We start from the raw sequence: 12,562 nt of genomic DNA, 5'->3' as shown, positions 1-12,562 counted from the left end.
GGGATATATGGGAATAGATGGCAGGGGTAGCTGGATTCGAACCAACGGATGCCGAGATCAAAACCCGGTGCCTTACCACTTGGCGATACCCCTAATGCGGCAGAACTTTAATATTTTTACGGTAAAGTGTCAAGGTAAATTAACAGTCTTACAGCAAATGAGTGTTCTGTCTTTTTTCGAGAAAATGGCAGGGGTAGCTGGATTCGAACCAACGGATGCCGAGATCAAAACCCGGTGCCTTACCACTTGGCGATACCCCTAATACAGTACATCTACAGGTGAAAATGGCAGGGGTAGCTGGATTCGAACCAACGGATGCCGAGATCAAAACCCGGTGCCTTACCACTTGGCGATACCCCTATCTACACTTTAAACTGAACTAAAGGTGATTCTTGTAAACTGTTGACCAGGTAAGCTTTACATGGTGCATTTGCAAGAATATCTTCGATATTCAGATTTTCAGTGACTTCAATAAACACACAAGCACCTGTACCTGTAAGTTTTGCAATACCGAACTGGTCGAGATATTGCATCGCTTCATCGACTTCAGGATATAAGGATCGAGCCAGTGGCTCAAAGTTATTTCCAAAATCAGATGGCGTTTGCTGATAGGCGCAAAATTTAGTGCTCTTCGTGTCTCTTGTCAATGCTTTTTGCGAAAAAAGCAGTTGAGTGCTGATAAAACAGTCAGGTTTTAACACAATGAATTGTTTTTGATCTAAGTCTATGAATGTTAAGTGTTCGCCAATGCCTTCAGCCCAGGCATTTCGACCATGTACAAATATCGGTACATCTGCACCCAGCTTGACTCCGAGATCTGCCAGTTGCTCGATATTTAAACCGCACTGCCAGAGCTGGTTCAGCACAATCAGGGTGGTGGCTGCATTAGACGAGCCGCCCCCGAGTCCAGCACCCATCGGGATATTTTTTTCCAGACGAATCTTTAGCCCGGTCAGTGTTTGAGCATAGGGCTTCAACAGTTGTACCGCACGATAGATTAAATTTTGTTCCAGATCGACGGAGGCCAGCCCTTCAATCTGGATGTATTGATTATCTGTTTGTTCAAACTCCAGCCAGTCATACAGATCAATCAGCTGAAAAATGCTTTGCAGCTCGTGATAGCCATTTTCACGGCGACCGGTAATATGTAAAAACAAATTCAGTTTAGCAGGCGAGGGAACACGAATCATCATGGGCTAACATCAGGTCAATTAACGGTTTTCAATGATCATTGTAATACGGTTTTCCGCGCCATTTTCAAGTGACTGCTTTAAAATCAAGCGGTTTGGCATTTTGGCCTGCGCATTGTAATTGAGATCGACCGTCCAGCCCTGTTCAATAATCTGGCTAATCCGCTGTGTATCATCTTTTTGCAATTTGGCAGTCGTTGTCGCAGGGCGGGCCTGTACCCAGTCCACTAAATAGCTGATCGGTGCTTGCCAGCCTGTGGCGCGTTGCAGTAATTCTTCGGCACTTGCCGCCTGAATCACACCTGTTTTAGCACTGTTTAATGTGACTTGGCCGGGCGTGCCGGAAATCTGGGTTTTGCCCACACCTAAAATACCACTCAGCTCAATATCAAATTCTTCTTGCTGTTGTACCCAGGTAAAGAATGCACTGCCGGTCTGTTGCGGTGTGCGCACACCAATTTTACCTTGCAGCTGGAATTGATTATCTGCCTGTACAGAAGGTGTCACTGGCGTTTGCGGATTGATCATCTGCTGACAGCCAGTTAAGAATAAAGCAGTTGCTGCAAAGGCACAGCAGCCCAATTGGCTTAAATTGCGCATAAAAGAATTAACTCGTTTGGTTTTGTGGTGCTAACAATAGCGAATTAAGTTGTTTTAATTCGGGGTCATTTGGATGGTTTTGTTGTAATTGTTGTAATACTTGATGGAAGTGTTGTATATCACCATTCATGTACAACGAACGCGCATAACGTACCCCAATCTTCACGCTTGGATTGAGTTGATATGCTTTGTATAAGACATCTGCAGCCGTGGCAAAGTCATTCTGTAAATAACAGATATAACCATAAGTATCCAGAATGGAAGCCTGTTCCGGTGCATATTCCAGTGCCTGTTCGACATAGCGGCGCGCTTCTTCCAGACGCCGGTTCTGCATTGCCAGGGTATAGGCATAGGCATTCAGATAGGTCGGACTATTCGGTTCAATCTTGAGTAAATTTGCCAGCAATTCATCCAGCTTGTTGCGATCCTGATGTGGATCTAGCAATAGCACTTGCGCATAAACCAGTTCCGGATCATCCGGCAGGTTTTTGCTGGCTTCTTCTAGCAGGCGGATCGCGGCTTTTTTATTCTGCATACGCGTTAAAATATCTGCCTGGGCCAGATATAAAAAGCTGGCATGTTGCGGATAATTCACCCGTTCCTGAGTCAAGAAACGCAGCGCATCATGCAGCTTATCCTGCTGGGCAAAAATCGAGATCATGTTACGACGCGAGACGGTGTACAGACTGCCATCGACCAGACGATAATAGGCTTTGGCGGTTTCATAATGCTGTTTGCGTTCAGCATTCACTGCCAGATAATAATAGGCTTCATTTTGATACTGTGCAGAATAACGCAGTTCGACCAGATGTTTTTCGGCCTTCTCGTATTCTTCCAGATCAATACTGGTCAGTCCGGCAATAAACAAGGCTTCTTCAGCCGTTGGCCATTTTTTTAGAATATCCTGCAGTTTTTTTAGCGCCAAAGTCGATTCATTGAGCTTGACCAGATATTTGACTTCGGCCAGACGCACATCCAGATTGTTACGGTGTTTACGGCTGGATTTTTCATACCATTGCAGAGTTTCCTCTGGATCGTCGAGAGCATTCAGCAGATTGGCTTTCATCAGGATATAACCAGTCGCATTCGGACGTTTTTTTAGAGCACGGTTAATGGTATTTAAAGCCTGTTCCAGCTGACCATTTTGTGCTTCCAGACCGGCCACCAGCACCAGAATAGACGGATTGTCTCTGGCTTTGGTGGTGCTTAAAGCCTGAATCAGATAGCTGCGGTCTTCCGTGCCTTCAGGTGAAATCCCAGCGAGAATTTCTTCCAGATCGGCACTGTCATCAATTTGCAGGATTTTCTCTAAGGTCTCAGCAGCCAGCTCATATTCATGCGCTTTAAGGGCAATATGTGATAAATAAAATAAAGCAGGGACGTCTTGTGGCTCTTGTACCACCCAGTGCGTGGAGATATCTAGTGCTGCCTGTAAATCATCATGTTCCAATGCAACATTCAGTGCACGCTGCTTGACCGTGGTGGAATTGCTCTTGATTGCCAGAACCGTATAGTTGTGCAAAGCAGTCGGAATGTCATGTGCGGCAATGGCAAACTCGGCCATCATACTTTGTTTTATGGCATCATAATTTTGATTTGCATGGTAAACTGCTTCCGCTGCATAAAGATGAGCAGTTGAAGCCATGCTACCCACCAATAGGAATGTGGTAGAATATTGCTTAATTGTAGGGCCGTTGATACGGCTGATTGTTTGACGCAATTTTTCTTGATCCAAGTAATGCTTTTTATGACACCGATATTGCACAATAGCATAAATTTATTGAAATGATGACCTGATATGTCTTTCTTTGCATTGGGTGTCAACCATCAAACTGCCTCTGTAGAACTGCGGGAACAAGTTGCGTTTAACCCTGAAAAGTTAAGTGCCATTCTTGCCGAGCAAAGCCAACACCCTGAATTAAACGACATGGTGGTGGTGTCTACATGTAACCGAACCGAAGTTTACGCGATGTCTGACAATGTCGACATGGTGCTGAACTGGCTCGCCCAAAAAAATGGGGTGGATGTCAAACAGCTGCAAAATCATGTCTATCGTTATGAAAATGCCCAAGCCGTGACGCACTTGATGCGTGTCGCCAGTGGTCTGGATTCACTGATGCTGGGTGAACCGCAGATTCTGGGACAAGTCAAAAATGCTCTTTCTCTTGCCAAAGATTCCCAGACGGTGTCACGCAGTTTAAACCGAATTTTTGAATATGCCTTTTATGCGGCCAAACGGGTTCGTTCCGAGACCGCTGTCGGCAGTCATGCGGTATCAATGGGCTATGCGGTCGCACAGTTGGCCCTACAGGTATTTAGTCATCCAGACAAGCTCACCATTATGGTGGTAGCAGCCGGGGAGATGAACAGTCTGGTCGCCAAGCATCTCGCAGAAATGGGTGTGGGCAAGATTATTATCTGTAACCGTACCCGCGAACGTGCCGACATTCTGGCGCAGGAAATTGCGCATCGGGTGGAAGTAGAAATTATTGACTTTGACCAGCTGGCAGACAATCTGCATCGCGCCGATGTGATTTCCAGTTGTACCGGCAGTCTGCATCAGGTGATTCATTTTGCAGATATCAAAGCGGCACTGAAAAAACGCCGTTACCAGCAAATGTTGTTAGTCGATCTGGCCGTGCCACGTGATATCGATCCTAAAGTTGAAAAACTTGATGGGGTATATCTGTATGGCGTCGATGATCTGCAAAGCGTGATTGAGGAAAATCTGGCGCATCGTCGTCAGGCTGCGGTTGAAGCCGAAGTTATGGTGAATCAGCTCGCAACAGAACTGATGACCCAGCAAAAGGTCAAGCAGGCCGGGGCCACCATTCATGCTTATCGTGACCATGGTGAAGAGTTGCGGCAGGAAGAACTGGCATTGGCGCTGCAACGTATTGCCCAGGGTGAAAAAGCAGAAATGGTTATGGCTGAGTTTTCGCACCGCCTGACACAGAAACTCTTACATCCGACTTCTATTGTGCTGCGTGAGGCGGCCAAGGCGGAAGATCCAAGCTGTTTTGAAATGATGCGCGATACCTTGCAAGAGGTAGTTGATACACGCCGCAAGACCAAACATTAGCGAGCTCTTTAACAATAGCTATTTTGAAGAAAGGCGTTTAGAGATAAACGCCTTATTTTTATTTGAAGCGATTTAAAACTGTTAATCGTCCAATAAGGTCATGGAGCGTTTTTTATCAATTTCGTAAATCTGCATTTTCAGATTCTTCATTTCTGCAATGCTGCTAAATTTTTTCGATTTTATCTTGTTTTTCAGACACTGATATTGCAGCTTGGTCGAGAAGTCTGCCGCCAGTTTGTCGGCCTGTTCAGGCGAAGAGGTATAATCACTCACATTGGCATGTTGTAGAATATGCTGTAATTCATGATGATGTACTGCACAGGCACCCAAAACATAATAGATCGACAGTTCAGGATCATCCGGCAGGTCATCAAAAATCACATTCAGAATATTCAGGATTTTAAACAGCAGCTGATCTTCCGCCACCAGCGCACGCAGTGGTTCAAAATGAATATACAAATAGGGATGATTCATCAAAATTGCAATCACATATTCTTCAGCATCAATTTTGGTGCTAAAACTTAAGGATGCATCGGTATTAACCTTGGGTTGCCATTTACGGTTAAAGCCCAGTTTTTCGCGGAAAAATTGCTGCAGCAAATAGCGGAATGAGCCATGTTTAGGCAATAATTCGGTCAGATTTTTCAGTTCACCCATGACCTGACTTTTACCTTCAGGGGTAGTGATGTCCTGATTTTGGGTCAGATGGGCAAACACGAAGTCCGACATCAGCGGCGCCTGATCCAGCAAGCGTCTAAAGTTTTCGATGCCTTCACGGCGGATCAAGGAGTCCGGGTCATGGTCAGCAGGCAAAACAAAGAATTTCAGCTCACGGCCATCACTGAGTAATGGCAGGGCAATGTCCAGCGTTCGGCGTGCGGCTTTTTGACCGGCAGCATCGCCATCAAAGGCAATGGTAATCCGGTTGTTCTGCTTAAACAGAATGTTCAGATGGTCGGTATTACTGGCAGTTCCCAGTGTCGCGACTGCGCCATGAATGCCGTATTGCTGCAATGCAATCACATCCATATAGCCTTCGACCATCAGCCATTCCTGGGCTTTCTGCTTTCTGCCTTCATACAGCCCATAAAGCAACTGGTTCTTATGGAAAACTTCAGAGTCTGGCGAGTTGATGTATTTGGGCTTGATCTCGTCATTGAGCGCACGGCCACCAAAGCCGACCACACGACCCTTGGTATCACGAATCGGGAAAATTACCCGCTCTCGCAGCAGGTCGAAATCACGGCCACTGTCGCTGGTACGAATTAGCCCCAGTAGTTTCAGGCCTTCGATATCCTGAGGAAAGGCTTTTTCCAGATGTTGCCAGTCTTCAGGTGCATAACCTAAGCGCCAATAGGCAATGGTTTCTGCAGTCAGGCCACGTTGCTTGAAATATTGCTGTGCACTGGAACTGTTGGGTAACTGGCGTTCATAGAACTGCGCAATATTTTCCAGCAGGTCGTATAAGTTGCCGTCTTGCTGAACTTCGGCCATTGGCATGTGCTCAAAAGCAGCAAAAGGGTCGCCGTAGAAATCCTGTTCGGAGGCCTGAAACTCTGCAAATGGATCAAAAGAAGCATCCGACACAGAATGTTCTTGTGCTGGGCGTTGCGGAGCTTGCGTATTCTCAACTTTGGTCGCAGCGACTATTTTCGGTTTGGCGGCTTCCCGTTTGTATTTTAATTTATTGGAATCAGTATTGTCTTTTGGCAGTTCAATGCCGGTCTGACTGGACAGGTCTTTCATCACTTCGACGAAATTACGGCTACCAATGTCCATTAAAAAACGGATGGCGTTGCCATTGGCCTGACAGCCAAAACAGTGAAAATATTGTTTGTCACGATAGACGTGAAAAGAGGGCGATTTTTCCTGATGGAAAGGACAGCAGCCCGAATAGGTACGGCCAGTTTTTTTTAGTTTCACGAATTGACCAATCACATCGACAATATCGGTGCGATCGAGAATCTGATCAATCGTATGTTGAGGAATTGCCATAATCTGCTGAGCTTCTCGTGCTGCGTATCTAAGGTTTAAGTGATTGAATCAATAGGATTCAACTGATTCAGGTCAATTCTTTTTAACTTCCTTTGTATACCTTTTGCACGATTTGTTCAAGCCTGGCCGGGACAAAGCAAAAGGGCAAGTATGATACCTTGCCCTTAAAGAAAATGCACCTGCGACAGTCGGCTTATTCGGCAGTCGGTTCAGGTTGCTCTGCTTCGGTATTTTTAGGACGATCAAGCAAACCAAAAGATACACGATTGGTCAGGCTGCGCTTTTCAGTTTCTGGCGCATCCGACTCTGCATTGTTGTCAGTCACCGTCTTGGCTTCTTTACCAAAAATACCCAGTGTGGCACGGTTAAAGAAACTGCTTTCGCTACGTGCTGCACGCAAGTTGACCGTACCATCAGATTTCACCAGATTTGGATAATTCAGCTTTAACACATCAACATATTGCTGAGAGGTTGCTTTATCACCCAGTTGATCATAGCCATAGGCAATCGTTGCCAGTGCTTCTGGAATCTGAGGGGTTTGTGGATAATGTTCCACCACCCATTGTGCACGTTCAACCGCAGCCAGATAGGCTTTACGTTTTAAATTAAAGCGTGCCGCATTCATTTCATGCTCAGCCAGTTCCTGACCGATAAATTTCATGCGCTGCGCTGCATCGACCGCATAGGTGCTAGACGGATAGCGGCGAATGAAATCGACAAAATTCTGATAAGCCACTTTCAGATAGCTGACATCACGATGCGACTGTTTCAGCGAGGTATAACGCAGCAGACCATTATAGTTCTGCTCCATATTGGATACGCCGCGTACATAGTAAGCATAGTCGACATTTGGATGTTGTGGATTCAGACGGATAAAGCGCTCTGCCAGTGCCACTGCACCTTCATAATCTTTTTGCTGAAATTTTACATATAACAGTTCAAGCTGCGCTTGCGGAGCATACTGACTGGTCGGGAAATAGGTTTCCAGTGCTTCTAGCTGTTTTGCGGCATCGGTATATTGATTACGATCTAGCGCTTTCTGTGCTTTTTGAATATAAACTTGCTCGCTAGATTCAGGACCTTTATCGACGACTTCTTTTTTGGGATTACTGCTACAGCCTACCATTGCCGATGCAATGCCAATCGTGAGGGCAAGCATTGTCATTTTATAATGTGGTAGCGACATAAAAATTCCTCTGTTAATACGGGCAATGAGCTACAATTGCACTATTAAACCACTTTTGTCTGAATGAGCAAATGAGTCAAGCACAATCTTCCAATTCTAATATCCCTGATACTGATTTCAATTTACTTGAAGATTCTGAGGATGCAGATAACCATACTTCAGAAGCAACTGCAACACGTTTATCGTTGCAATTTCAACTGGATGAAACTTATATCGGGCAACGGATCGACCAGATTGCCGCGATGGTCTGGAGCGATTTTTCCCGAGAAAAATTAAAGCAATGGATCAAAGATGGCAATTTATTGGTGAATGGTCAGCCGGTCAAGCCGAAATTTAAAAGTGATGGTTTTGAAATCCTGACCTTAAATGTCGAGCTTGAAGCGCAAACGCGCAGCCTGCCGGAAGATATTCCACTGGACATCATCTATGAAGATGATGACATTATCGTCATTAACAAAGCTGTCGGCATGGTTGTGCATCCGGGCGCAGGCAATACATCGGGTACTTTGGTGAATGCTTTGTTACATCATTATCCAAAATCGGCTGAACTGGCACGTGCCGGTCTGGTACACCGTATTGATAAAGACACCAGTGGTCTGTTGGTCGTCGCGAAAAATCTGGAAGCACAGTTCTCTCTCAGCAAACAGCTTGAGAAAAAATCAGTATATCGCCTGTATGATCTGGTGGTTTACGGCAATATTATTGCCGGCGGTACCATTGACGAACCGATCAAACGCCATCCGGTAGATCGTGTGAAAATGACTGTACTTCCAGGCGGTAAAGATGCCGTGACGCATTACAACGTCAAAGAGCGTTTCCAGCATTTCACCCGTGTTCAAGCCCGTCTGGAAACCGGACGTACCCACCAGATTCGTGTGCATTTTAGCTATATCGGCTTTGGCCTGATTGGTGATCAGGTGTATATGCCGCGTGTACGTATGCCGGCAGGTGCATCACAATTATTAGATGATACTTTACGTGGCTTTAAACGTCAGGCCTTGCATGCAGCAAAACTCGGTCTGACCCATCCGCGTAGCAAAGAAGAAATGACCTTTGAAGCGCCGTGGCCGGAAGATTTTGCCAATCTGATTGAAGTGCTGCGCACCGAAAACAAAGCCTATTAATTTTTTTATTTAGCTCGCGTCAAAGCAAGGAATCGAGATGCAATTTGTACCAGGACTTCCACAAGGTGTGTATGTGGGTCAGACCCGCATTCATCATGCGAAAGTACAGCCATCCACGCAGCCTGAGCTTGCAGGTTTTAATCTGGCCTTGCATGTGAAGGATGATGCGCAGCGGGTACAACAGCATCGTATGGCTTTACTGCAAGATTTCGCTGCCTTTGGCGTAGATAAAATTACCTGGATGACCCAGACGCATAGCACCATCTGTCATAGCATTAATGAACAGATGCCCTTTGAGGCATTGGTCGGCGATGGTCTGGTGACACAGCGCAAAGCGCATGCTTTGATGATGATGACCGCAGACTGTTTGCCGGTGGTGTTAGGTAATGCCGATGGTACGGAAGTTGCCAATTTGCATGCCGGTTGGCGTGGTCTGGCCGGTGGTATTGTCGAAAATACCATTGCCGCCATGCAGACTCCGCCGACCTGGGCCTGGCTTGGTGCAGCCATCAGTCAGCCCTGTTTTGAAATTGGCACAGAGGTAAAAGTGGCTTTTTGCAGTAAATATCCTGAACTGGATAGTGCATTTCAGGCCGGGGAACAGCCAGATAAATATTATGCCGACCTGTATGCGATTGCGCGTTATATCTTGCAGCAACATGGGGTAAATACCGTATTGGGCGGGGATCAGTGTTCTTATCGTCAAGCAGATGAATATTTTTCTTATCGCCGTGAGCCTAAAACGGGTCGTATGGCGACATTCGTGTTTATGGCATGAAAATGTTAAACTTAACTGAATTTTTTGGCTTTTGAGCATTATGTCCCTATCTTCCAAATCTGTTGCGATTGTTTATCACAGTCCTTATGGACACACGGCTAAAGTGGCAAATTTTATTGCCGATGGTGCACGGGAAACCGGTGTTCAGGTGCATATGATGAATGTCGAACATATTGATTGGGATGTGCTAGATGCCGCAGATGCGATTGTCTTTGGCTGTCCGACCTATATGGGGAGCCTGACCTCTGCCATGAAGCTGTTTATGGAGCAGTCTTCCAAGCGCTGGCTGGCGCGTAGCTGGCAGGGCAAACTGGCAGCAGCTTTTACCAATGGTGGCGGACTTAGTGGCGACAAACTGGCAGTGTTGCAGCAAATCAACCTGTTTGCGATGCAGCATGGTATGTTGTGGAGCGGTTTGCCCTTGATGCCGACAGGTCGTGCCGTGACTGATCTGAATCGTATGTCGAGCTTTTTGGGGCTGATGACCCAGTCGGACAATGCACCGGTAGAAGTCACCCCACCTGAAGGGGATTTAAAAACCGCGCTCTGGTTTGGCGAATATATTGCTTTGACACTGGCACGCTTAAATCATCCAGCTTAGTCAGTGATAAAAAAACCTCCACATGCTGGAGGTTTTTATATTCAAGTATTGATCCATTATTTATGGAAAATTCGCGCTTTATCACGTTGCCAGTCACGGTCTTTTTCAGTGGCACGTTTGTCATGGAGCTGCTTACCTTTGACCAGTGCAATTTCCAGCTTGGCATGCGGGCCTTTCCAGTAACAGGCCAGTGGCACGCAGGAATAACCTTTCTGGTTAATCGCGCCCATCAGCTTTTCAATTTCACGGCGATTCAACAACAGTTTTCGGGTACGGGTCGCTTCAGGCACCACGTGTGTTGAAGCACTCAGCAAAGGCTGAACTTGCGCACCAAACAGGAAAGCTTCACCATTTTTAAAGGTAATATAGCTTTCTACAATGGTCATACGACCGGCACGCATTGATTTGACTTCCCAGCCCTTTAATGACAGCCCCGCTTCAAATTTCTCTTCAATAAAATAATCGTGGCGGGCACGTTTATTCAGTGCAATGGTACCGCCATTATTTTTTTTTACTACAATAGATGCTTTCGCCATAATCTGATACTTCCAAACGTGCTGCTATTGTACCGCAACTAGAAATAAGGTGAAGTTTTTTAAATTAATGAGGATTATTCACCAAAAAAACAAGTTTTTGCTAAAATAAGATTCTACATAACAAACAGAGTACAAATGGATGTCTAAAACTCGTGTGATTTATCCGGGGACTTTTGATCCAATTACCAATGGACATATTGATTTGGTAACCCGCGCAGCGCGAATGTTTGATGAGGTCGTTGTGGCGATTGCCATCGGTCATCATAAAAATCCGGTATTTAGTCTGGAAGAGCGTGTTGCCCTGGCAAAAGAGTCATTGAGTCATTTGGACAATGTTGAATTTGTAGGTTTTGATGGTTTGCTGGTCAATTTCTTTCGTGAACAAAAAGCGACGGCTGTACTGCGTGGTTTGCGTGCAGTGTCCGATTTTGAGTATGAATTTCAGCTGGCCAATATGAACCGTCAGCTTGACTCCCACTTTGAAGCGGTATTTTTAACTCCTTCAGAGCAATATTCTTTTATTTCATCCACTTTGGTGCGTGAAATTGCTCGATTAAGAGGTGATGTGACCAAGTTTGTACCACCAAACGTGGTTGCTGCCTTCGAGCGTAAACTTCAACAAGGTTGGTAGCGTGTCTTTATATATCACCGATGAATGTATTAATTGTGATGTCTGTGAACCTGTATGCCCGAATGAGGCCATTTATATGGGTGAACTCATTTATGAGATTCATCCAGATTTATGTACAGAGTGCGTCGGACATCATGATCAACCGCAATGTCAGCTGTTCTGTCCGGTGGATTGTATTCCACTGGATCCGAACCATGCGGAAACGCAGGAGCAGCTGCAAGCCAAGTATGAAAAACTGACTGCTCAAAAAACATCAAGCAATTAGTCTCGATATTTGGTACTATGCCGCTCGAAGTGAGCCAGACGATCGCTGCTGTGGAGATCTCCGTGATTGAAGCAGGGGAGGAAAGTCCGGGCTTCATAGGGCAAGGTGCCAGGTAACGCCTGGGCGGTGTAAACCGACGGCAAGTGCAGCAGAGAGAAGACCGCCTTCATTATGTTTTCGAGCAATCGGAATCGGAGGTAAGGGTGAAAGGGTGCGGTAAGAGCGCACCGCATGGCTGGTAACAGTTCATGGCGAGGTAAACCCCACCGGAAGCAAGACCAAATAGGAATCCATTAGGCATGGCCCATGCTGGATTCGGGTAGGTCGCTTGAGCGCATGAGTGATTGTGCGCCTAGAGGAATGATCGTTCACGACAGAACCCGGCTTATCGGCTCACTTCAACAAATTTTGATCAAACAGTGCATTATGGGGTTGACGCTCTTTAAAGAAAATCTCATAATGCGCGCACAGTTTAAGGCTATGTAGCTCAGTTGGTTAGAGCACCGCACTCATAATGCGGGGGTCACAAGTTCAAGTCTCGTCATAGCCACCATATTCTGAAAAAACCCACTCC

Annotated in this window: 12 protein-coding genes, 4 tRNA genes and 1 other RNA gene; 8 read left to right on the top strand and 9 right to left on the bottom strand. The window is 45.9% G+C overall.

Annotated features, from left to right (window positions below; translation table 11 throughout):
- Positions 1 to 18: 18 nt before the first annotated feature.
- The 6 genes from GVV58_RS05190 to GVV58_RS05165 all read right to left on the bottom strand — a co-directional run bounded on the left by GVV58_RS05190 (position 19) and on the right by GVV58_RS05165 (position 3,510).
- A tRNA-Gln gene (locus tag GVV58_RS05190) sits at positions 19 to 93 on the bottom strand.
- 92 nt (positions 94 to 185) lie between these two features.
- Positions 186 to 260, bottom strand: a tRNA-Gln gene (locus GVV58_RS05185).
- Positions 261 to 285: 25 nt separating this feature from the next.
- Positions 286 to 360, bottom strand: a tRNA-Gln gene (locus GVV58_RS05180).
- 2 nt (positions 361 to 362) lie between these two features.
- The gene (gene ispE, locus GVV58_RS05175) at positions 363 to 1,190 is read right to left on the bottom strand and encodes a 4-(cytidine 5'-diphospho)-2-C-methyl-D-erythritol kinase (RefSeq protein WP_159516167.1); all 828 of its coding nucleotides are present in this window, start codon (positions 1,188 to 1,190) and stop codon (positions 363 to 365) included.
- Between the two features lie 21 nt (positions 1,191 to 1,211).
- Positions 1,212 to 1,790 carry a lipoprotein insertase outer membrane protein LolB gene (lolB, locus tag GVV58_RS05170; RefSeq protein WP_005097737.1) on the bottom strand — a complete coding sequence of 193 codons (579 nt, stop codon included), beginning with the start codon at positions 1,788 to 1,790 and terminating at the stop codon, positions 1,212 to 1,214.
- A 7-nt stretch (positions 1,791 to 1,797) separates the two neighbouring features.
- Complete coding sequence (locus tag GVV58_RS05165; RefSeq protein ID WP_100329191.1) at positions 1,798 to 3,510, bottom strand: tetratricopeptide repeat protein; 1,713 nt, start codon at positions 3,508 to 3,510, stop codon at positions 1,798 to 1,800.
- Between the two features lie 78 nt (positions 3,511 to 3,588).
- Between GVV58_RS05165 and hemA the strand changes: the two genes are divergently transcribed.
- Positions 3,589 to 4,872, top strand: coding sequence for a glutamyl-tRNA reductase (gene hemA, locus GVV58_RS05160; RefSeq protein WP_005169843.1), 1,284 nt, complete (start codon positions 3,589 to 3,591; stop codon positions 4,870 to 4,872).
- Positions 4,873 to 4,953: 81 nt separating this feature from the next.
- On the opposite strand, the gene GVV58_RS05155 is transcribed toward hemA, so the two are convergent.
- A complete protein-coding gene (locus tag GVV58_RS05155; protein ID WP_159516104.1) occupies positions 4,954 to 6,867 on the bottom strand; it encodes a CHC2 zinc finger domain-containing protein in 1,914 nt (637 codons plus the stop codon).
- A gap of 193 nt (positions 6,868 to 7,060) precedes the next feature.
- Entirely contained in the window at positions 7,061 to 8,053 is a 993-nt protein-coding gene (locus tag GVV58_RS05150) for an outer membrane protein assembly factor BamD (protein ID WP_005097733.1), read from the bottom strand.
- A gap of 71 nt (positions 8,054 to 8,124) precedes the next feature.
- Between GVV58_RS05150 and rluD the strand changes: the two genes are divergently transcribed.
- The 3 genes from rluD to GVV58_RS05135 are packed head-to-tail and all read left to right on the top strand — an operon-like array spanning position 8,125 to position 10,556.
- Positions 8,125 to 9,177: a 23S rRNA pseudouridine(1911/1915/1917) synthase RluD gene (gene rluD, locus GVV58_RS05145; protein ID WP_100329101.1), complete on the top strand. Its 1,053-nt coding sequence runs from the start codon at positions 8,125 to 8,127 to the stop codon at positions 9,175 to 9,177.
- A gap of 37 nt (positions 9,178 to 9,214) precedes the next feature.
- A complete protein-coding gene (gene pgeF, locus GVV58_RS05140; RefSeq protein WP_159516103.1) occupies positions 9,215 to 9,955 on the top strand; it encodes a peptidoglycan editing factor PgeF in 741 nt (246 codons plus the stop codon).
- Positions 9,956 to 9,995: 40 nt separating this feature from the next.
- Positions 9,996 to 10,556, top strand: coding sequence for a flavodoxin family protein (locus GVV58_RS05135; protein WP_005097730.1), 561 nt, complete (start codon positions 9,996 to 9,998; stop codon positions 10,554 to 10,556).
- A 56-nt stretch (positions 10,557 to 10,612) separates the two neighbouring features.
- On the opposite strand, the gene smpB is transcribed toward GVV58_RS05135, so the two are convergent.
- Positions 10,613 to 11,092: an SsrA-binding protein SmpB gene (gene smpB, locus GVV58_RS05130; RefSeq protein ID WP_004280586.1), complete on the bottom strand. Its 480-nt coding sequence runs from the start codon at positions 11,090 to 11,092 to the stop codon at positions 10,613 to 10,615.
- A gap of 139 nt (positions 11,093 to 11,231) precedes the next feature.
- Here smpB and coaD point away from each other — a divergent pair, with 139 nt between their 5' ends.
- From coaD to GVV58_RS05110, 4 genes are all read left to right on the top strand, one after another.
- On the top strand, positions 11,232 to 11,723 hold the full coding sequence (gene coaD / locus GVV58_RS05125) for a pantetheine-phosphate adenylyltransferase (protein WP_004280585.1): 492 nt from the start codon (positions 11,232 to 11,234) through the stop codon (positions 11,721 to 11,723).
- Position 11,724: 1 nt separating this feature from the next.
- Positions 11,725 to 11,988, top strand: coding sequence for a YfhL family 4Fe-4S dicluster ferredoxin (locus GVV58_RS05120; protein ID WP_005097729.1), 264 nt, complete (start codon positions 11,725 to 11,727; stop codon positions 11,986 to 11,988).
- Between the two features lie 26 nt (positions 11,989 to 12,014).
- An RNA gene (gene rnpB, locus GVV58_RS05115) (RNase P RNA component class A) lies at positions 12,015 to 12,392 on the top strand.
- 72 nt (positions 12,393 to 12,464) lie between these two features.
- Positions 12,465 to 12,541: transfer RNA gene (locus GVV58_RS05110), tRNA-Met, on the top strand.
- Positions 12,542 to 12,562 lie beyond the last annotated feature (21 nt).

The organism is Acinetobacter sp. 18QD2AZ41W (assembly GCF_009829025.1).
GTDB classification, from domain to species: domain Bacteria; phylum Pseudomonadota; class Gammaproteobacteria; order Pseudomonadales; family Moraxellaceae; genus Acinetobacter; species Acinetobacter pseudolwoffii.
The sequence above is the reverse complement of the archived record's forward strand: the minus strand, read 5'-3'. Positions and strand labels throughout refer to the sequence as shown.